General features: G+C 72.4%; 19 protein-coding genes. 10 read left to right on the forward strand and 9 right to left on the reverse strand.

Features of this window, described 5'->3' with window-relative positions; genetic code table 11:
* Positions 1–36 precede the first annotated feature (36 nt).
* Entirely contained in the window at positions 37–1,161 is a 1,125-nt protein-coding gene (locus AC1DT4_RS11445; protein WP_477089910.1) for a bifunctional 2-methylcitrate synthase/citrate synthase, read from the forward strand.
* A 52-nt stretch (positions 1,162–1,213) separates the two neighbouring features.
* Here the strand turns inward: AC1DT4_RS11445 and AC1DT4_RS11450 are convergent, their stop codons facing one another.
* On the reverse strand, positions 1,214–1,804 hold the full coding sequence (locus tag AC1DT4_RS11450; RefSeq protein WP_477089911.1) for a carboxymuconolactone decarboxylase family protein: 591 nt from the start codon (positions 1,802–1,804) through the stop codon (positions 1,214–1,216).
* Positions 1,805–1,930: 126 nt separating this feature from the next.
* On the opposite strand from AC1DT4_RS11450, the gene AC1DT4_RS11455 reads away from it, so the two are divergent.
* Positions 1,931–2,608 carry a hypothetical protein gene (locus AC1DT4_RS11455; RefSeq protein WP_477089912.1) on the forward strand — a complete coding sequence of 226 codons (678 nt, stop codon included), beginning with the start codon at positions 1,931–1,933 and terminating at the stop codon, positions 2,606–2,608.
* Here the strand turns inward: AC1DT4_RS11455 and AC1DT4_RS11460 are convergent.
* A complete protein-coding gene (locus AC1DT4_RS11460) occupies positions 2,527–3,228 on the reverse strand; it encodes a TetR/AcrR family transcriptional regulator (RefSeq protein ID WP_477089913.1) in 702 nt (233 codons plus the stop codon). The genes AC1DT4_RS11455 and AC1DT4_RS11460 overlap by 82 nt on opposite strands.
* 102 nt (positions 3,229–3,330) lie before the next feature.
* Between AC1DT4_RS11460 and AC1DT4_RS11465 the strand changes: the two genes are divergently transcribed.
* Positions 3,331–4,785: an FAD-dependent monooxygenase gene (locus tag AC1DT4_RS11465; protein WP_477089914.1), complete on the forward strand. Its 1,455-nt coding sequence runs from the start codon at positions 3,331–3,333 to the stop codon at positions 4,783–4,785.
* 4 nt (positions 4,786–4,789) lie between these two features.
* Here the strand turns inward: AC1DT4_RS11465 and AC1DT4_RS11470 are convergent, their stop codons facing one another.
* Together AC1DT4_RS11470 and AC1DT4_RS11475 are read right to left on the reverse strand one after the other, a co-directional pair.
* Positions 4,790–5,059: an acylphosphatase gene (locus AC1DT4_RS11470; RefSeq protein ID WP_477089915.1), complete on the reverse strand. Its 270-nt coding sequence runs from the start codon at positions 5,057–5,059 to the stop codon at positions 4,790–4,792.
* Positions 5,056–5,409, reverse strand: coding sequence for a cupin domain-containing protein (locus AC1DT4_RS11475; protein WP_477089916.1), 354 nt, complete (start codon positions 5,407–5,409; stop codon positions 5,056–5,058). Before AC1DT4_RS11475 ends, AC1DT4_RS11470 begins: the two co-directional genes overlap by 4 nt.
* 73 nt (positions 5,410–5,482) lie before the next feature.
* Here AC1DT4_RS11475 and AC1DT4_RS11480 point away from each other — a divergent pair, with 73 nt between their 5' ends.
* Positions 5,483–6,211 carry a Clp protease N-terminal domain-containing protein gene (locus AC1DT4_RS11480; RefSeq protein WP_477089917.1) on the forward strand — a complete coding sequence of 243 codons (729 nt, stop codon included), beginning with the start codon at positions 5,483–5,485 and terminating at the stop codon, positions 6,209–6,211.
* Positions 6,212–6,313: 102 nt separating this feature from the next.
* On the forward strand, positions 6,314–7,636 hold the full coding sequence (locus AC1DT4_RS11485) for an NYN domain-containing protein (RefSeq protein WP_477089918.1): 1,323 nt from the start codon (positions 6,314–6,316) through the stop codon (positions 7,634–7,636).
* 45 nt (positions 7,637–7,681) lie between these two features.
* Here the strand turns inward: AC1DT4_RS11485 and AC1DT4_RS11490 are convergent, their stop codons facing one another.
* Positions 7,682–8,416 (reverse strand): GntR family transcriptional regulator, encoded by a 735-nt coding sequence (locus AC1DT4_RS11490; protein ID WP_477089919.1) that lies wholly within the window; start codon positions 8,414–8,416, stop codon positions 7,682–7,684.
* 164 nt (positions 8,417–8,580) lie between these two features.
* On the opposite strand from AC1DT4_RS11490, the gene AC1DT4_RS11495 reads away from it, so the two are divergent.
* The 5 genes from AC1DT4_RS11495 (at position 8,581) to AC1DT4_RS11515 (ending at position 13,448) form a co-directional block, all read left to right on the forward strand.
* Positions 8,581–9,441 carry a class II fructose-bisphosphate aldolase gene (locus tag AC1DT4_RS11495; protein WP_477089920.1) on the forward strand — a complete coding sequence of 287 codons (861 nt, stop codon included), beginning with the start codon at positions 8,581–8,583 and terminating at the stop codon, positions 9,439–9,441.
* Positions 9,438–10,214, forward strand: a complete 777-nt coding sequence (locus AC1DT4_RS11500; protein ID WP_477089921.1) for an HAD-IA family hydrolase — start codon at positions 9,438–9,440, stop codon at positions 10,212–10,214. The genes AC1DT4_RS11495 and AC1DT4_RS11500 overlap by 4 nt, the downstream gene beginning before the upstream one ends.
* 30 nt (positions 10,215–10,244) lie before the next feature.
* Positions 10,245–10,865 carry a dihydroxyacetone kinase subunit DhaL gene (gene dhaL, locus AC1DT4_RS11505; RefSeq protein ID WP_477089922.1) on the forward strand — a complete coding sequence of 207 codons (621 nt, stop codon included), beginning with the start codon at positions 10,245–10,247 and terminating at the stop codon, positions 10,863–10,865.
* Between the two features lie 73 nt (positions 10,866–10,938).
* Complete coding sequence (gene dhaK / locus AC1DT4_RS11510) at positions 10,939–11,934, forward strand: dihydroxyacetone kinase subunit DhaK (RefSeq protein WP_477089923.1); 996 nt, start codon at positions 10,939–10,941, stop codon at positions 11,932–11,934.
* Positions 11,935–12,158: 224 nt separating this feature from the next.
* Positions 12,159–13,448 (forward strand): glycoside hydrolase family 6 protein, encoded by a 1,290-nt coding sequence (locus tag AC1DT4_RS11515; protein WP_477089924.1) that lies wholly within the window; start codon positions 12,159–12,161, stop codon positions 13,446–13,448.
* Positions 13,449–13,653: 205 nt separating this feature from the next.
* On the opposite strand, the gene AC1DT4_RS11520 is transcribed toward AC1DT4_RS11515, so the two are convergent.
* The 4 genes from AC1DT4_RS11520 to AC1DT4_RS11535 all read right to left on the reverse strand — a co-directional run bounded on the left by AC1DT4_RS11520 (position 13,654) and on the right by AC1DT4_RS11535 (position 18,948).
* A complete protein-coding gene (locus tag AC1DT4_RS11520; protein ID WP_477089925.1) occupies positions 13,654–14,796 on the reverse strand; it encodes a PP2C family protein-serine/threonine phosphatase in 1,143 nt (380 codons plus the stop codon).
* A complete protein-coding gene (locus tag AC1DT4_RS11525) occupies positions 14,777–15,589 on the reverse strand; it encodes an alpha/beta fold hydrolase (RefSeq protein ID WP_477089926.1) in 813 nt (270 codons plus the stop codon). Before AC1DT4_RS11525 ends, AC1DT4_RS11520 begins: the two co-directional genes overlap by 20 nt.
* A 106-nt stretch (positions 15,590–15,695) precedes the next feature.
* Positions 15,696–17,222, reverse strand: coding sequence for an HNH endonuclease signature motif containing protein (locus tag AC1DT4_RS11530; protein ID WP_477089927.1), 1,527 nt, complete (start codon positions 17,220–17,222; stop codon positions 15,696–15,698).
* Between the two features lie 289 nt (positions 17,223–17,511).
* Positions 17,512–18,948: a flotillin family protein gene (locus AC1DT4_RS11535; protein ID WP_477089928.1), complete on the reverse strand. Its 1,437-nt coding sequence runs from the start codon at positions 18,946–18,948 to the stop codon at positions 17,512–17,514.
* Between the last annotated feature and the right edge of the window lie 8 nt (positions 18,949–18,956).

Genomic DNA, 18,956 nt, shown 5'->3' on the forward strand with positions numbered 1-18,956 from the left:
AGCAACGTCCCGTCAACGACGATGGAGGCACACCGCATGACCGAGTCCGACGTCCAGATCCACAAGGGTCTGGCAGGGGTGGTCGTCGACACCACCGAGATCTCCTCCGTGGACGCGGCGAGCAACTCGCTGCTCTACCGCGGCTACCCCGTCCAGCAGCTCGCGGCCACGCGCTCGTTCGAGGAGGTCGCCTACCTGCTCTGGCACGGGGAGCTGCCCACCGAGGACCAGCTCGCCGCGCTGCAGGGGGCCGAGCGGCTCCAGCGCGGGCTCGACGACGCGGTCGTCGCCGCGATCACGGCCCTGCCGCTGACCTGCCACCCCATGGACGTCGTCCGGACCGCGGTGAGCGTGCTCGGTGCGCACGACCCGACCGCCGAGGACTCGTCGCGCGACGCCAACCTGGCCAAGTCCGTGCGCCTGCTCGCCCAGCTGCCGGGCATCGTCGCCCTCGACCAGCGCCGGCGGCGCGGCGAGGCGCCGATCGAGCCCCGCCAGGACCTCGGGTTCGCGGAGAACTTCCTCTGGGTCACCTTCGGCGAGATCCCGGACCCGGTCGTCGCGCACGCGTTCGAGGTGTCGATGGTGCTCTACGCCGAGCACTCGTTCAACGCCTCGACGTTCACCGCCCGGGTCATCGCGTCCACGCTGTCGGACCTGCACTCGGCCGTCACCGGGGCCGTCGGCGCGCTCAAGGGGCCGCTGCACGGCGGGGCCAACGAGGCCGTCATGGAGACGTTCGCGGAGATCGGCACCGCCGACCGCGCGGCGGCCTGGCTCGACGACGCGCTGGCGAACAAGCGCAAGATCATGGGCTTCGGGCACCGCGTCTACAAGCACGGGGACTCCCGCGTGCCGACGATGCGTGAGTCGCTGGTGACGCTGGTCGAGCACTACGACCGCCCGGACATGCTCGACCTGTACGACGCCCTCGAGCAGGCGATGACCGAGCGCAAGAACATCCTGCCGAACCTCGACTACCCGACCGGCCCCGCGTACCACCTCATGGGCTTCGACACCCCGACGTTCACGCCGCTGTTCGTCGCGAGCCGGATCACGGGCTGGACGGCGCACATCATGGAGCAGCTGGGCGCGAACTCCCTGATCCGGCCGCTGAGCCAGTACGTGGGGCCGGCACGACGGGACGTGCCGGAGCGGTGAGCGTCGTCGCGGCCCCGGGCGGCGCAGCCCGCTGAGCCGGTGGGGCGCTCGCTCACGCCGAGGCGATCGGCCGCCCGACGGTCAGCGCGTCCCGCATCGGCCCGTCCAGACCGGTGTACTTCGCGTCCGGCTCGGCCCCCACCGCCTCGAGGACGGTGCTGAAGAAGCACCGGGCGGCGGCGGCCAGCACCACGTCGAGCACCTCGTCGTCGGCGAACCCCAGCGCGCGCAGCTCGTCGAGGTCCTCGGGTCGCAGGTCAGCCGCCCCCGCGGCGACCTTGTCCGCCAGCCGGGCGACCGCGTGGTCGACCTCGGTCAGCTCGTCGGATCCCGCGCCCTGGGCCAGCGCGCGGACCGCGTCCGGGCTCATGTGCGACCTCGCCAGCGCGTCGCCGTGCGCGAGCGCGCAGTAGCTGGAGCGCAGGCGCAACGCCGCGGCCGTCGTCGCGACCTCGTAGCGCCGCGGGTCCATCCCCTTGATCGCCCCGTTCAGCCCCTGCCATGCCCGCAGCACCGCGGGCCGACTGGCGAGCACCCGCGTGTAGTTGGCGACGTGGCCCAGCGTCGCGCGGTCCTTCTCGAACGCGGCGGCCACCTCGCCGGTGGGGTCGTCGTCCTCGCTCGCCTCACGGATCCAGCTCATGCGTCCTCCCGGTGCGTCCCGACGATCATGACGCCCGGCGGAACGGACGTCGAGGCACCTGCTCGTGCGTGGCCGCCGGGCGCAGGTGGGTGTGCTCGAGCGGGCCGCAGGGGCAGAGTGGTCGTCATGCCCGACGCCGTCGCCGCTGCCGCGAACAACGCCGCGTGGTGCGACCTCGTCTGCCGCGCGAGGGGACTGCCGACGGCGCTCCGCGTGGGGCTCTGGTCGACGCCCTACCGCTCCCCCGAGGCGTACCCGGACGCCGTCACGCTGCGGCCGGGCGTCCAGGCCGCCGAGGTGCTCGCCGCCGTCGAGGACTCGGCCGGCGCCTCCGTCAAGGACTCGTTCGCCGACCTCGACCTCGCCCCGCACGGCTACGCCGTGCTGTTCGAGGCCGAGTGGCTGACCCGCCCGGCCGGCTCGCCCCTGGTCCCGAGCCTGCCGTGGCGGACGATCGACGCCACGACGCTCCCCCGCTGGCTCGCCGCGCACGGGTCGTCCGCGATCCTCCCCGCCGCGCTCGACGACCCGCAGGTGAGGCTGCTGCTGGCGGAGGACGCGGGATTGCCGATCGCGGTCGCCGCGCTGAACCGCTCGGGCAGCGGCGCCGACGCCGTCGTCGGCGTCTCGAACGTCGTCGCGCTGCGCGTCGAGCCCGAGGTGGTCTGGTCGGACCTGACGATGATCGCCCGGCGCGAGCTCGGCCCGCTGCCGCTCGTGGGCTACGAGTCCGGGACGGACGTCGTCGCGCCGATCACCGTCGGCTTCGAGCCCGTGGGCCGGCTGCGCGTCTGGCTGCGCTGACGATCCCGCTCCCAGAGCGAGCGCTCGGCCATGGCGCCCAGCCGTTCGGCGACGGCTCCCTCGCCCAGGCCGCGGCCCGTGTAGAGCTGGTCGAAGGTCTCGAAGCTGCTGATCACCCAGAGGATGTCCGTCGCCTCGTCGACGGTGACGTCCGGCCGCAGGTGGCCCTCCTCCGAGAGCCGCTCGGCCAGCCGGCGCTGGCCCTCGGCACGCCCGCGCTCGACCACCTCGAACGCCCGCCGCACAGCCTCGGGCTCGAGCGACCACATCGAGTAGATGGTCCGGGACACGTCGCGCTCGGCGGCGTACACCGCCGCGGCGGCGACGAGCGCCTGCCGCACGGCCTCGCGGGCGTCCGGCAGGGCCACCGCGTCGACGATGCGCTGGAACCCCGTCCGCTCGAGCAGGTCCTGGCCGAGCGCCTCGAACAGCTCCGCCTTGGAGCCGAACACGAGGTAGACGGTCGATCGCGCCACGCCGGCCTCCTGAGCGACCCGCTCGATGGTGAGCGCCTCGCTCGGGGCCGCGCGCAGCCGGTCTCGCATCGCGTCGAGGATTCGGCGGCGGGTCTCGTCGGCCGCCAGTGCCCGCGCCTGCTGGGTGTACTTCCGCGTCGTCACGACGGACATCCTACTTTCACTTGACAACAAGTCCGACAAAAGACACTCTGTCTTGTGAAAGACACGCCGTCCGATGAAATTCCTCACAGGAAGAGCACGACCATGACCCTCACGACCACCCTTCACACCACGTCCGCTCCGACCGTCGTCGTGGTCGGCGCCGGCCCCGCCGGGCTCACGACCGCGATCGCCTTGGCCCGGCACGGCGTCCGCACGCTCGTCGTCGAGCGCCGGACCGCCCTGTCCCCGTTCCCCCGCGCCACCGGCGTCAACCTGCGCACGATGGAGCTGATGCGCGCCTGGGGCCTGGAGGACGCCGTGCGCGCGGGCGCCATCGACGTCAGCGTGACCGGCTGGATGGGCCGCTCGCTCGCGTCGGCCGACGGCGTCGAGACCCCGATGGGCTTCCCGTCGCCCGAGGTCTCGGCCGCGCTCAGCCCGACGACGCCGGTCATCGCGCCGCAGGACCACCTCGAGCCCGTGCTGCTGGAGCACCTGCTCTCACTGCCCGGCACCGAGGTCCGGATGGGCACCGAGCTCGTGGCGCTCGACCAGGACGCCACGGGCGTCACGGTCACGCTGTGCCGCGACGGCGAGACGTCGACCGTGCGCGCTGCGTACGTCGTCGGCGCGGACGGCGCCCACAGCGCGGTCCGCCGCTGCACGGGCATCCCGATGGAGGGCCCGGGCGACCTGGGCGCCTACCTGGCGGTGCTGTTCCGCGGGCCTGTCGCGGACGTCGTCGGCCAGCGGCGCCACGGGCTCTACATGGTGGCCCGGCCCGGACCGCCGTGGGTCTTCCTGCCGACCGACCACGTCGACCGGTGGGTGTTCTCGATGACCTGGGACCCCACGACGGAGACGCGCGACGACTATCCGCGCGAGCGGCTCGTCGAGCTCATCCGGGAGGGCGCCGGCGCCCCGGACCTCGACCCCGAGATCGTGTGGACCGGCGACTTCACGTTCACGGCGCAGCTCGCGACCCGGTACCGCGAGGGTCGGGCGTTCCTGGTCGGTGACGCCGCGCACCGCATGACCCCGCGCGGCGCGGCCGGGATGAACACGGCGATCCACGACGGCTACGACCTCGGCTGGAAGCTCGGGTGGGTGCTCCGCGGCTGGGCGCCCGAGTCGCTGCTCGACACCTACGAGGCCGAGCGCCGGCCCGTCGGGCTGCGCAACGTGGAGCGCTCGGCCGTGGCCTCCGCGCAGCGCGACGTCTCCGAGGACTACCTCGACGACCTGGCGGACCGGATCACGCACGCGTGGCTCCCGGACGGTCGGACCTCGACGCTCGACCTGCTGGGCGACGGGCTCACGGTCCTCGCCGGACCGGACGCGCGCGTCTGGCAGGGCCCGTGGAACGGCATCCCCGTCGAGGTCCACCGCGTCGACCCGGCCGTCGCGGACGCGCTGCGCCTCGGGGACGACGGTGCCGTCGTCGTCCGGCCGGACGGCCGAACGGTCGCCCGGTGGACGTCGTCGTCGAACGCGTCGTTCCTGTCCGCGGCGGTCGGCGCGGCGGTGCGCGGGCCGGCGACGGCCGAGGCGGCGTGAGCTGCTACGGCTCGATCTCGAACCCGGTGAGCCCCTCGGGCTCCTCGCTCGTGACGTCGACGCCGGACACGCCGGCACCGCCCGGTCCCGTGCGGCACCAGGCCTCGAGGGCGTCGACCGCAGCGTCGGCGCCCTCGAGCACGGCCTCCACCGTCCCGTCGGAGCGGTTGCGCACCCAGCCGTGCACCCCGAGCCGCCGCGCCTCGCGGGACAGCGACCAGCGGTAGCCGACGCCCTGCACCGACCCGTGGACCACGACGCGGTGGCGGATCATCGGGGCCTGTCCGCGGTGCTGTGCTCCGCGTTGCTGTACTCCGCGTTGCTGTACTCCGCCGGGCCGAAGACGACGAGGACGTGCAGGTCCTCCTCGACGTCGACGAAGCGGTGCGGCTCGAGCGCCGGGACGAACGCGACCGCACCGGGACCGACCTCGACCGTCAGGTCCGGGGTCCACAGCCGCGCCCGCCCCCGCAGGACGACGTAGATCTCGTCCTCGGTGTGCGGCTGCTGCGGGTCGGCGTCGGCCGCGCGGAGCACGTAGGTGCCGACACTCAGCGCGGGGACGCGGAGGTGCTCGGTGTACGCGGTCTCGCCGGGCAGGCCGGCGCCCTGGAGGAGGTGCACCGCACCAGTCTGCCTCGCGGAGGCGCGTCAACTCCGGGTTGACGCGCGCGGATCGTCAACCTACGGTTGACGCATGACGACGACCCGCCTCCAGAACCCCGTCCGGCTCGACGACCTCATCGAGGCCATCACCACCACCCAGCCGACGGTCCTCGACCAGCTCACCACCGCCGTGCTCACCGCGCAGGCCCTCGGCGACGTCGCCGACCACCTCATCGGCCACTTCGTCGACCAGGCCCGGCGGTCGGGCGCCTCGTGGACCGAGATCGGCGCGAGCATGGGCGTCACCAAGCAGGCCGCGCAGAAGCGGTTCGTGCCCAAGGACCCCGGCACACCGTCCGAGCCGTCCGCCGCCCAGGGCTTCGCCCGCTACACCGACGCCGCCCGCGCCGTCGTCGTGGGGGCGCAGAACGCGGCGCACGCCGCCGGCAACACCGAGATCACGCCCGCACACCTGACGCTGGCCCTGCTCGACGCACCGGACGAGGTCGGGGCGCGCGCGGTCGCGGCGCAGGTCACGTCGCTCGTCGACGCCCGCCGCACGCTCACGGCCGTCCTCGCGCCCGCCGTCTCCCCCGTCCCCGCGCTCATCCCGTTCGACGCGGGCGCCAAGAAGGCGCTCGAGCTGACGTTCCGGGAGGCCGTGCGGCTCGACGACGAGAGCGTCGACACCGGACACCTCCTGCTCGCCCTGCTCGAGGCCGACGACGGGACCGGACCGGTCGCGGCCCTCGGCCTCGACAAGGCTGCCGCCGAGGCGTTCGTCGTGTCCGAGCGCGCCGAGGCCGACGCCGTCGGCTGAGCTGCCCCGCGCGGCCCTCGTCCGTCGGCGCTGAGCCCATGACGGCGCCGCCCGGCGCGCGTCCTGGTACGCGTCCGTCCCGTCAGCAGGGAAGATGCTCAGGTGACTTCCTCGAGCGTGACCTCTGCCGACCGGACGGACGCGGGCCGCCGCTTTCGGACCGCCCTGTTCGTCGACTTCGACAACGTCTACATCGGCCTGCAGCGTTTGGACCCCGTCGCCGCCGAGGCGTTCGCGACGAACCCCGCCCACTGGCTGAGCGAGCTGGAGTCCGGCACCGACTCCGAGGGCGACTTCACCCGACGCTTCCTGATCCGCGCCTGCTACCTGAACCCGTCCCGGTTCTCGCAGTTCCGGCCCAACTTCACGCGCGCCGGCTTCCAGGTGGTCGACTGCCCGTCGCTGACCCAGCAGGGCAAGAGCAGCGCCGACATCAACCTGGTCCTGGACGCCGTCGACGCCCTCGCCGCGCCGACCCAGTACGAGGAGTTCGTCATCGTGTCGGCCGACGCCGACTTCACGCCCCTGGCCCTGCGCTGCCGCGCCGCCGACCGCCGGGTCACGATCATCACCGCCAGCCCGGCGGCGAGCGCGTACCGCTCGGTCGCGGACACCGTGGTGACCGCCGACGAGCTGGCCGACCTGGTGACGCAGACGGCGTCGACCCTGGCCGTCGAGAGCTCCGTGTCCGAGGCGCAGGTGCCGTCCGAGGCGCCGGCCGCCGACCCTGCACCGACAAACGTCCTCAAGCAGCCCGCACGGGCGAAGAAGCCGCCCGAGCTCCCGGCGGCGAGCGCCGCCGTGAGCAAGGCGGTCCTCCAGCGCGTCCGGACGGCGGACCGGCCCGTTCCCCTCGGAACGATCGTGCAGGTGGCACAGAAGGCGGACCCCACCCTGCCGGAGACCAAGTGGGCAGGCACCGGTGGGATCCTGCAGTGGCTGGCGCGGACCCTTCCGGAGCTGGGGACGTCGTCTCGCCCGCCGGGTTTCGTCTGGGACCCCAAGCGCTTCGGCGAGGCAGACCTGCCTGGGGCGGTCACGGACACGGCACCGAGCGCGCTCCAGCGCCAGGTGGTGACGGTGACCGACACGCCCGGCCTGAGCCAGTCCAACTATCGCGTGCTTCTGACGGCCCTCGCCGCCGACCTCGCGAAGCACCCCTTCGATCGCGCCGGGACGTCGAAGCGTGTGCGCGACGCGTGCCAGAAGGCCGGCGCCAAGGTCGGTCGGTCCACCGTGAACTTCGTCATCGGCGGCATCATCTTCGCCGGCCTCGAGCTCACGCCGACCACCGGCGCCGGCGACCTCGCCCTGGCGTGGACCGAGAACGTGGTCGGCCTGTGCCGCGGCGCCCGGATGCAGCTCAGCCCCGGCGACGTCGCGGCGATCGGCGCGTGGGTGGGCGGCGGCCTCCTGGAGGACTGAGGACGACGCCCGCGGCAGCGAGGACGCGCCGCGGGCCGTGCTGGCTCAGCGGTCGTAGTCGAAGCGCAGCCGCATGCGGTCCCCGCGGAACACGATCGACGAGTACTCGAACGGCCGCGCCAGGGCGTCGAAGATCACGTCCTGCAGCTGCAGGGCCGGCTCGCCGCGCCGCATGCCCAGGTGCTTGGCGTCGGCGGTGCTCACCGCGACGGCCTCGAGGTCCTCGCGCACGTGCTTCATCGGCAGCCCGTAGTGCTCCTCGAGCACCACACAGAGCTGGTTGGCGACCACGTCGTGCCCATCGAGCCCCGGCGCGAGCCGGGCCGGGACGTAGGACCGGTGCAGGCTGATGGGCTCGCCCTGCACGGAGCGCACGCGGACGATCACGTACGTCTCGTCGCCCTCGCCGAGCGCCAGCCGCTCGCGGACGCCCTGCGACGGCGTCTCCAGCGCGAGCGACACGAGCCGCGTGGACGTCTCGTACCCGAGGCCCTCGAGCTGCTCGCGCACGCCCCGGTAGGCGGGCGAGATCGCGTTGATCTTGGGCGTCGCGACGTAGGTCCCCTTGCCAGGCACGCGGAGCAGCAGGCCGTCGGCGACGAGCTTGGTGAGCACCCCTCGGACCGTCATGCGGCTGAGCCCGAACATGCGGTTGAGCTCGTTCTCGGACGGGATGCGCTGCCCCGGCGCCCACTCGCCGCTGGCGATCCGGGCGTGCAGGATCTGCTCGAGCTGCGCGTAGAGCGGCACCGCCGACTCCCGCTCCAGGACATCCGTCATGGGCACAGAATTCCACGGATCTCGCTCGCCTGGTCGTGCATGAGTAGACCTGTCTAGACTGCGGACAGATCGGGACGATGCGGTCCCGGTCGATCGGATGGCCCGTCCCGCTACCGCGCGGCGAAGTCCCGGTCACGCAGGGCCTCTCCCCCGGAGGGCTGGACATGATCTCGTCGACGCTCGCGATGACGCGGACCGCTCGCGAGCACGGCTACGCGGTCCCGGCGGTCAACATCCTCGACGACCTGAGCCTGCGCGCGGTGATCGCGGCCGCGGTCGCCGCGAGCTCGCCGATGATCATCCAGATCTCCGTCAAGACCGTCCGTTCGATCGGCACGGACCTGATCACGACGATGTTCCGGTCAGCGGCGGCCGACGTCCCGGTGCCCGTGGCCCTGCACCTCGACCACTGCCCCGACCGCGCCGTGATCTCGGACGTCGTCCGGGCCGGGTGGTCGTCGGTGCTCTTCGACGCCTCGAACCGCGACCTCGAGACCGCCGAGCGCGAGACGGCCGAGGTGGTCGCCGAGGCGCACGCGGCGGGCGTCGACGTCGAGTCGGAGATCGAGAACATCATCGGCGTCGAGGACGGCGTCGGCTCGGACGTCTCCCTGCACTCCTACGACGTCCCCACGCTCGCGGCCGTCGCGGAACGCACCGGCGTCGACCTCCTGGCCCCCCAGCTGGGCACCGCGCACGGCGAGTACAAGGCCCAGCCGGTGCTGCTGCCCGAGCGGGTCCGCGAGCTCGCCGCACTCACCGACAAGTCGATCGTGCTGCACGGCGGCACGGGCCTGTCCGCCGACGACTTCGCGGCCTTCATCGCCGCCGGCGTCTCCAAGATCAACATCTCGACGGGGGTCAAGGTCGCGTACATGCGGTCGGCCGAGAAGCACCTCGCGGAGGCGCGCGCCAAGGACAAGTGGGACCCGCCGTCGATGTTCCGGGACATCTCCGACGCCGTGCAGGCCGCGATCACGCTGCACATCGAGGAGTTCGGCGCGGCCGGGAAGGCCGGATCATGAGCCCAGCGCTGGTGTTCGACTGCGACGGCGTGCTCGCCGACACCGAGCGCGACGGCCACCTGCCCGCGTTCAACCAGACGTTCGCCGACGCCGGCCTCCCGATCCACTGGAGCGAGGCGGAGTACGGGCAGCTCCTCGCGATCGGCGGCGGCAAGGAACGGCTGGCGACCGTGTTCACGCCGCTGTTCGTCGAGACCGCGCACCTGCCCACCGACCCGGAGGAGCAGAAGGAGCTCATCGCGCAGTGGCACAAGGCCAAGACCGCGCACTACACGGCGATGGTGGCCGACGGGGTCATGCCGGGACGGCCGGGCATCGCGCGGATCGTGGCCTCGGCGAACGCGGCCGGCTGGCGGCTGGCCGTCGCGTCGACGTCCGCCGAAGCGTCGGTGCGCGCGGTGCTGGAGCACGCCGTCGGCGCCGACCTGGCCGCGCAGTTCGCGGTGTTCGCCGGCGACGTCGTTCCCGCGAAGAAGCCGGCGCCGGACATCTACCTGCTCGCGCTGCGCGAGATGGGCCTCGGACCCGCCGACGTCGTCGTCGTCGAGGACAGCGCCAACGGCCTGCGGGCCGCGCTCGGCGCCGGCCTGCGCACGGTCGTCACGGTGAGCAGCTACACGGCCGACGAGGACTTCACGGGGGCGTCGCTCGTCGTGAGCTCGCTGGGCGACCTGCCCGACACGCCCGCCGACGTCCTGGCCAACCCGCACGGCCTGTCCATCGACGGGCAGGTCGAGCTGTCTCACATCGCGCACCTGCTGCAGACCCCCTAGCCCCCGCCCCCCGAGAGAGAGTCCCCCGCCGTGTCCGATGCCCGCGTCGAGTCCGTCGTCCGCACCATCGCCCAGACCTGCATCGAGAACGAGAAGTACTTCGGCGACCTGGACTCCGTCGTCGGTGACGGGGACTTCGGGTTCTCGCTCGCCCGCGGGTTCGAGAACGTCGACGCCCAGTGGGACACGTTCGACCGCACCGACACGGGGACCTTTCTGCAGAAGGTCGCCCTCGTGATGACCGGTCGGATCGGCGGGACGTCCGGACCGATCTGGGGCACCGCGTTCCTGCGCGCGGCCGGGCAGGTCAAGGGCAAGCAGGAGGTCACGGGCGACGACGTCGTCCTCATGCTGCGGGCTGCGATCGAGGGCATCAAGGCGCGCGGCGGCGCCGACCTGGGCGAGAAGACGCTCCTCGACGCCCTCGCGCCCATGACCGACACGATCGAGAAGGAGCTCGCCGCGGGCTCGTCGGCACCCGACGTCGCCCGCGCCGCCGCCGTGACGGCACGCGACGCCGCCGAGGCGACGAAGCCGATGCAGGCCCGCCGCGGCCGCGCGTCGTACACCGGCGAGCGCAGCATCGGGTCGGTCGACCCGGGTGCCGTCGCCGTCGCGGTGCTGGCGGAACGGATCGCCGACACCTGGTGACCCACACACGTCCGCGCCTCGGGGGCGACGCGGCGGCACGTCCGGAAATCACGACGATGTGGAGGAACGACTGATGAAGAAGTTCGTCAACGACCCGAAGAACTTCGTCCCCGAGATGCTCAAGGGCATCGCGCTGGCCAACCCCGACACCCTGCGGTACGTCCCCGAGTACAACCTGATCATGCGGGCCGACGCCCCGAGCCACGACAAGGTCTCGATCATCCAGGGGTCCGGGTCCGGCCACGAGCCGGCGCACGTGATGGTGGTCGGCAAGGGGATGCTCGACGGGGCGTGTCCCGGGGACGTGTTCGCCGCGCCGCCCATGGAGTACGTGCTGGAGACAGCGAAGCTGCTGGCCTCGGACAAGGGCGTGCTGCTGCTGGTCAACAACTACACGGGCGACAAGATGGCGTTCGAGATGGCCGCCGAGCTGGCCGAGGCCGAGGGCCTCAACGTCAGGACGCTGTTCATCAACGACGACGTCGCGGTCAAGGACTCGACCTGGACGGTCGGCCGTCGTGGCGTCGCGGGCAACTTCTTCGTCATGAAGGCCGTCGGAGCCGCATCCGAGGCGGGGGCCTCGCTCGAGGAGCTCGTCCGCATAGGCGAGAAGGTCAACTCCGTCACGCGGACCATGGGCATCGCGCTCACGCCGTGCACGCCGCCCGCCAAGGGCTCCCCGCTCTTCGAGCTGGCCGACGACGAGATGGAGGTCGGGGTCGGGATCCATGGCGAGCCCGGTCGTCGTCGCGCCAAGCTGGTGAGTGCCGACGAGATCATCGACGAGCTGCTCGGCGCGGTCGTCCCCGACCTGCCGTACTCGTCGGGCGACGAGGTCGCGCTCATGATCAACGGCCTGGGCGGCACCCCGATCAGCGAGCTGTACCTGCTCTACGGGCTGGCGCACGAGAAGCTCGCCGCGCAGGGCATCACCGTCGGCCGCAGCTACGTCGGCGAGTACTGCACGTCGCTCGACATGGCCGGAGCGTCGCTGACGCTGGTGAAGCTCGACGACGAGATCAAGGAGCTGCTGCTGGCCCCCGCGGAGATCGCCAACCGCGTGTTCTGAGCGACGTGAGGTCCTGAGCGCCGGGCGTTCTGATCGAGCCCACTCCCGAGCGCCACGCGCGGTGGCCCGCTGCACCCGCCGCGCGTGGCCGTCGTTCCTTGACCGGTACACCTTTTCCTTACCGGTACACCTTGTGCTCGCGCGTCCGGATTGTCATGCTTCCCGTGACGGCTCGCGCCGTCGGTTTTCGCGAACGGTCATCCGACAACGACGTAGGAGACTCCGTGTCCAGACCCCTGCCCCGCACCCGCTCGATGCTGCTCGCTGCCGCCAGTGTGGTAGCGCTCTCACTCGCTGTCGCGGCCCCGGCCGCGGCCCACGACGGCCGCGGCCACCACGCACCACCGCCGGCCACGCGCCTCTTCACTCCCCCGCCGGACAAGGGGGCCGTCAAGCAGATCGCCCAGCTGGTGAAGCAGCATCAGTGGGCCGACGCCACCGCGCTCACCAAGATGGCCGCCACACCGCAGGCCGTCTGGTTCACGTCCGGGACGCCGAAGGACGTCAAGAAGGCCGTCCAGAAGACGATGCTCCAGGCCAGGGTCACGCACACCATCCCGGTGCTCGTCGCGTACGACCTGCCGTTCCGCGACTGCGCGCAGTACTCGGCGGGCGGCGCGGCCGACACGGCGTCGTACCTGGCGTGGATCGACGCGTTCGCGGCGGGCATCGGCAGCGGTCAGGCAATCGTCCTGCTCGAGCCCGACGGGCTCGGCATCATCCCCTGGTACACGTCGATCAACGGCGCGCAGGAGTGGTGCCAGCCGGCCGAGCTGAACCCGGCCACCGCCGCATCCGACCGGTTCACGCAGGTCAACGGCGCGGTCGACCGGCTCACCGCCCTGCCGAACACCTCGGTGTACCTGGACGGCACGCACTCCGGCTGGCTGGGCGTCGGCGACATCTCCGACCGCCTGCACAAGGCCGGCGTCGAGAAGGCCGACGGGTTCTTCCTCAACGTGTCCAACTACGAGCTGTCCGAGCGCCAGGTGAAGTTCGGCTCCTGGATCTCGCAGTGCCTCTGGTACGGCACCAACACCGCCGAGGGCGGCTGGCGCGTCGGCCACTTCGACTACTGCGCCTCCCAGTACTACCCGGCCAACCCCGCGGACTTCTCCACGTGGGCACTGACGGACCAGTGGTACACGGACAACGTCACGCTCGCCGCGAACCCGCCCAGCGGGCCCGACGTCCTCGCGCACGCCGTCATCGACACCAGCCGCAACGGTCAGGGTCCGTGGACCGCGCCCGCCGGCAGCCCCGCCGGCGACCCGCAGGTCTGGTGCAACCCGCCGGGCCGAGGCCTCGGTCTCAAGCCGACGCTGACCACCGGCAGCCCGTACGTCGACGCCTACCTCTGGGTGAAGATCCCCGGCGAGTCCGACGGCCAGTGCACGCGTTGGGACCCGGCAGGCGGCATCGACCCGGTGCGCGGCTACGCCGACCCCGCGGCCGGTGACTGGTTCCCGGAGATGGCGCTGGAGCTGGTGCACAACGCGAACCCCGGGCTCTGACGCTCGTCGCGTTCTGACAGACGTCCGGTGGGGGCTGGGAGGCTCCCACCGGACGTTGGTCGACCTCCCTGCACCATTCCTCAGCGGATGCCCGACCACACGGCGGGCGCGACCGGGCACCGCGTCACCGGCTTCGCGGGTCCAGCCACATCGGGCGTGCAGGCGACGACGACATGACGAGCGAGCTCGCCGTCACGTCACCGGGCTACCCGCTCGTGGTCGCCGGTCGTGGCGGTGACCACGACATGACGAGCACGCACACGTCGTCGCGTTCGACGTCGGCGTGCGTGAGCAGCTCGTCGACCAGGGAGCCCACCGAGCCCGGCGGCTCGAGCAGTGCGGCGGTGGCCTCGGCGAGGGCGTCAAGCCCGGCTCGCAGCGACCGGTTGCGTCGCTCGACCAGGCCGTCCGTGTAGAGCACGAGGCGATCGCGCGGGTCGAGGGTGACCTCGGCCTCGACCCGGCCGGAACCGAGCCCGAGCGGCATCGACCGACCGTCCCAGAGGAGCTCGTGCGCGCCGGTCGCACCGAGCCGCAGCGGGGGCAGATGGCCCGCGCACGCGTACCGGACCCGACCGGTGTCCAGCTCCACCTCGGCGTAGGCGAGGGTCGCCATGAAGCCGACGCCCGCCTGCTCCACGAACCGGTCGAGCCGAGCCAGCAGGGCCGCAGGCCCGACACCGGGACCGGCCACCGCGCGGACCGCGCTGCGCAGCTGGCCCATCGCGGTCGCGGCGTGCAGCCCGCGGCCGACGACGTCGCCGACCACGATCGCGAGCACGTCGTCGTCGGTCAGGAACGCGTCGTACCAGTCGCCGCCGACCTCGAGCGCCTGCACGCCGGGCCGGTACTCGTGGGTCACGGTGAACCGGTCGTCGGCCGGCAGGTTGGTGGTGAGCAGCGCCAGCTGGAGCTCGCGCGCCACCGACGCCTCTCGCGCGGCGGCGCTGTCCGCAGCGGTCCGGGCCGCGAGCAGCTCGCGCTCGTAGCGGGAACGTTCGAGAGCGCCGGAGAGTGCGACATCCACGATGCGGTCGCCACCGTCGGTGATCCGGGTGCGAGCCGACATGAGGACGGGGAGGCGCCCGCCGGGCCCGCGCAGCTCGACCGCGACCTCGTCGACCCTGCCCTGCATGTGCAGCAGCGGGGACAGGTGGGTCTCCCAGTAGATCCGGCCGCCGACGGAGAGCAGCTCGCTCAGACGCGTCGACCCCAGCACGTCGTCGGGCTCACGACCGACCCACTCCAGGAACATCCGGTTGGCGTCGGTGATCGTGCCGTCGCCGTCGAGCCGCAGCAGGGCGACCGGCGCGACGTCCCAGGCGTCGCTACGACCCGACGGCGGCATGCGACAGGTAGGACGCGATGGCGGCGACGACCTGGTCGGGCGCGCTCAGGTTCGGGCAGTGCCCGACGGCGTCGAGCACGACGAGCTCGCTGCCCGCCAGGTGCTCGTGCACGTACCGCCCGACCTCGGGCGGCGCGATGACGTCCTCGCGGCACTGCAGCACGAGGGCGGGCGTCGTGACGGCGGCCAGGTCCGCGCGGTTGTCCGACAGGAACGTCGCCCGCGCGAACCGCTTGGCGATCTCCGGGTCGGTCCGGCAGAACGAGTTGGTCAGCTCGTCGCCCAGCTCGGGCCGGTCGGCGTTGCCCATGATGACCGGGGCGATGAACGCCGACCAGCCGAGGTAGTTGTCGTCCATCGTCTCGAGCAGCTCGTCGATCTCGACCGCGCTGAACCCGCCGCGGTAGTCGTCGTCATCGACGTAGCGCGGGCTCGGCCCGACGAGCACGAGCCGGTTGAACAGGTCGGGGCGGCGGGTGGCCGCGAGCGCGCCGATCATCGCGCTGACCGAGTGTCCGACGAACACCACTGGACCGAGGGCGAGCTCCTCGAGGATCTGCACGACGTCGTCCGCGTAGCCGTCGAGAGAGTCGTAGCGCTGCGGGTCGTAGGCGGAGAGGTCCGACCCGCCGGCGCCGACGTGATCGAACAGGACGACGCGGTGCGTCGACTCGAACGCGGGCGCGACGAACCGCCACATGCTCTGGTCGCACCCGAACCCGTGCGCGAACACCATCGCGGGCGCGCCGGGGTCGCCGGTGAGCACGACGTTGTTCCTGGCCGTCACGGTCATGGGTCGACAGTAGGCCGCGCGAGGACCGCCGTCGGACAACACCCGGGCTCGCGACCCGTCGACTACGACGCGTATGCAGCCGACCGAGCGACAGCCGAGCGAGGGTTCAGAAGGGTGGGTCTCCCCAGTCGCGGGGCGGTGGGGGTGCGGGCGGCAGGGGCCGGTGCTCGTGGGACGACGAGGCCGCCAGGACGGGCTGCGGATCTCGGTCGTACGTCAGGCCGAGCGGGCTGGTCCAGCTGGAGACGCCGGAGGTGCGGTCGTAGCTGACCTTCCAGTGGCCCTCGGTCTTGGCCCGGTGATGATGTCGGCACAAGCAGTGGAGATTCGCCTCGCAGGTCTGCGAGGCGCCGGGTCGGCTGTGGTCGTACGGCTCACGGTGGTCCAGGTCGCAGCGGACGGCCGGCTGACGGCAACCCGGGAAGGTGCACGTCTGGTCGCGCGCCTGCACCAGCCTGGTGAGGTCGGCGCCGGGCCGGTAGGCGGTGGTCCCGACCTCGCACATCTGCCCGGCCGGATCGGTCAGCACTCGCCGCCACGTGCCGTCCTGCGCGATCTCCCGGGCCATCGACGCGGGGATCGGGCCGAACGAGCCGAGGTAGCCGGGTGCGTCGTCCAGGCCGAGCAAGGTGGTCGCCGCGACGGTGAGCTGGACCGCGACCCGCTGACCGCCTCGCGTCGGCAACGGCATGCCGTCGGGGGTCGTCTGCCGGTCGAGGATGCCCAGGAAGATGTCCGCGAACGCGTCGGCTCGTCGCTGGTCCGCCGTCCGGTCGTCGCTGCCGACCCGCGTGGTCCCCGCGAGCGCGTCCACCGTGGTGAAGACGGCCAGCGCCTGGTCGGCGGGCAGGTACGCCCCCACCCACGCCATCGCGTCGCGGACGGGGGTCAGCTCCACCCGCCGGTCGGAGCGCTCCTTGGCGACGCGGCGCTTGGCCGCGGCCGCGTCCGCCCCGATCACGGCGGCCCGCACGTGCCGCGCCAGCTGCGGGGCGGTCATCCCGCCGGCCGCGACGACCGCGTCCGCCACCACGTCGCGTGCGGACGCCCGGCCCGCGACAGCGACCTCCTCGAGGATCACGTCGACCTTGCGAGCCCCGATCAGACCGCCTGACCACGCGTTCGCGAGCGCAGGGTACTTGTCCGCCTGCTCCGCCCGGACGATCAAACGCTCGGCTGCGGGTCGCGTGCACACCAGCGCGCTGGCCAGCTCGTCGCCGCCCAGGCGGAGGGTGTCCGGCCCGCTCCGGAGAGCCAGCTCCCGCACCAACGCCGCCTGCTCGGCCTGCGCCGCCGCAATCGCCTGCTCCCAGCCCACGATCGCGTTGACCAGGTGCGCCCCAGGCATATCGGCCGGCTCCACCGATTCGAGGACGCCCGCCAGCGCCGACACCGGCAGCCGCGGCTCGACCGGGAACGCGGGCAGCATGGGCGCGGCCTCACGCGGTGCCAACGAGCCGTCCACGAACGGATCGAGGATCCTGACCCGGAACTCGGGAAGCGGATCGGGCACGTACGGCTCCGGCCAGTCCGGCGCCTCCGAGATCGGGGACGGATCCCAGGGCTCGACCGTGTCGACCCATGACGGCCACGGGAGCTCGAGCTCGGTGTCGGGCTTACACACTGCCGTCACGTCGATCTCCTTCCCGCGCCGCCATCTCGACCGTTCGTACAAGTGTACGAACACGTTCGGACATCGGCCTCTCAGCGGAGCGACGCCGTGGACGGTCTCACGACGGTCGGGGCTGTGGGCGGCTCGACGCTCGACAGCAAGCAGCAGGCTGAGCGGCCGGCCCGGGCCGCGATGTACCGACAGCCATGAGAGAGACGACTGACTCGTCGGCGATCGCGACCGGTGGCCCGGCCGGCGCCCGGAACAGGCCGGCGCCGGCACCCCGGGGATGCCGACGCCGCCCGATCCGTCAGTGAGTGGTCGACGACACCCCGTTGGTCGCTGCGCCGTTGGTCGTCGGCTCGTGCGGGGCCGGCACGACGACCGTCGACGAGTCCGTGAGCTGCCCGATGATCTGCGTCAGGTCCAGCCCGGTCGTGGACTTGATCAGCTCCTGCAGCTGCAGGAAGTTGCCGGCGACGGCCTTGGGGAGCGCGGACGCGCCGTCGGTCGACACGACGGTGAGGGTGTCGATGTTGCCCATGGGCGCGGCGAGCTGCTTGGCGATCTCCGGCAGGGTGTCGAGCAGGCGGTCGAACACGGCGGCCTGGTTGAACTCCTTGTAGGCCTCGGCGCGCTGCTGCAGTGCCTCGGCCTCGGCCTTGCCGCGGGCGAGCACGGCGGCGGCCTCGGCCTCGCCCTCGAGCTTGGTGGCGGTCGCCTGCGCCGAGCGGAGCGCCAGCTCACCGGCGCCGCGCAGCTCGTTCTCGGCCTTGGCGGCCTCGGCGGCCTTGACCGCGGTGACCCGCTGCGCCTCGGCGTGCTGCTCGAGCCGGTAGCGCTCGGCGTCGGCGGGGCGCCGGACGGTCGTGTCGAGCTGGCGCTCGGTCAGCGCGGCCTGGCGCTGGGCGACGAGCTCCTCCTGCGCGAGGATCTCCTGCTGGCGCGCCGCGGCCTCGAGCGGACCGGCGGACGCGGACAGGGCCTTTGCGCGGTCGGTCTCGGCGAGGATCTCGGCCTGCCGCAGGTCGAGCGAGCGCTGGTAGTTGGCCACCTGCGTCTCGGCGTCGATCCGCTTCTCCTCGGACAGCCGCCGCGCCTCGGCCTCGGCGATCTCGGCCTCGCGGCGGATCGCTGCGGCGGACGCACGGCCCATGTCGAGGATGTAGGTGCCGCCGCCGTGGTCGGTGACCTCCTGGATGGTGAACGCGTCGAGGCTCAGGCCCTGCGCGCTCAGCGAGCCCGTGACCGACTCCAGCACCTGCTGCGAGAACGACTCGCGGTCGCGGATGACCTGCTCGACCGTGAGGTTGCCGACGATCGCCCGCAGCGCGCCGGAGAGCTGGTTCGTCGTGAAGTTGTCGATCTCCTCCTGCTGGCTGCCGAACCGCTGGGCCGCCGCACGGATGGAGACGTCCTCGTTGTGCACCTTGACGATCGCGACGCCCGACACCGTGAGCGCGATGCCCTGCGACGACGGTGCCCCGTTGACCTCGACCGTGATGCGGCGCGACGACATGTCGAGCACCGACAGCTGCTGGACGAACGGCAGCACGAACACGCCGCCGCCGGTGACGACCTTCTGCCCGGACAGGTCGCCGGACCGCTTGCCCTTGCGACCCGTGACGATGAAGGCCTCGTTGGGCTTGGCCACGCGGTACCGCTTGGCGATCGCGATGGCGACGATCAGGACGACGAGGACCAGCCCGGCCACGGCGAGGACGGGCAACCAGCTGTCAGGCAGCACAAGAGCTC

The sequence above is a fragment of the Cellulomonas sp. P4_D11 genome (genome assembly GCF_056401915.1).

Bases quoted from the DNA above. Each gene is read 5' to 3' on its own strand.
- AC1DT4_RS11525 (WP_477089926.1), bottom strand. From the start codon at position 15,589: ATGACCGTGACGGCCAGGAACAACGTCGTGCTCACCGGCGACCCCGGC.
- AC1DT4_RS11470 (WP_477089915.1), bottom strand. From the start codon at position 5,059: ATGATCCGCCACCGCGTCGTGGTCCACGGGTCGGTGCAGGGCGTCGGC.
- AC1DT4_RS11465 (WP_477089914.1), top strand. From the start codon at position 3,331: ATGACCCTCACGACCACCCTTCACACCACGTCCGCTCCGACCGTCGTC.
- dhaK (WP_477089923.1), top strand. From the start codon at position 10,939: ATGAAGAAGTTCGTCAACGACCCGAAGAACTTCGTCCCCGAGATGCTC.
- AC1DT4_RS11450 (WP_477089911.1), bottom strand. From the start codon at position 1,804: ATGAGCTGGATCCGTGAGGCGAGCGAGGACGACGACCCCACCGGCGAG.
- AC1DT4_RS11455 (WP_477089912.1), top strand. From the start codon at position 1,931: ATGCCCGACGCCGTCGCCGCTGCCGCGAACAACGCCGCGTGGTGCGAC.
- AC1DT4_RS11480 (WP_477089917.1), top strand. From the start codon at position 5,483: ATGACGACGACCCGCCTCCAGAACCCCGTCCGGCTCGACGACCTCATC.
- AC1DT4_RS11490 (WP_477089919.1), bottom strand. From the start codon at position 8,416: ATGACGGATGTCCTGGAGCGGGAGTCGGCGGTGCCGCTCTACGCGCAG.
- AC1DT4_RS11445 (WP_477089910.1), top strand. From the start codon at position 37: ATGACCGAGTCCGACGTCCAGATCCACAAGGGTCTGGCAGGGGTGGTC.
- AC1DT4_RS11495 (WP_477089920.1), top strand. From the start codon at position 8,581: ATGATCTCGTCGACGCTCGCGATGACGCGGACCGCTCGCGAGCACGGC.
- AC1DT4_RS11520 (WP_477089925.1), bottom strand. From the start codon at position 14,796: ATGCCGCCGTCGGGTCGTAGCGACGCCTGGGACGTCGCGCCGGTCGCC.
- AC1DT4_RS11500 (WP_477089921.1), top strand. From the start codon at position 9,438: ATGAGCCCAGCGCTGGTGTTCGACTGCGACGGCGTGCTCGCCGACACC.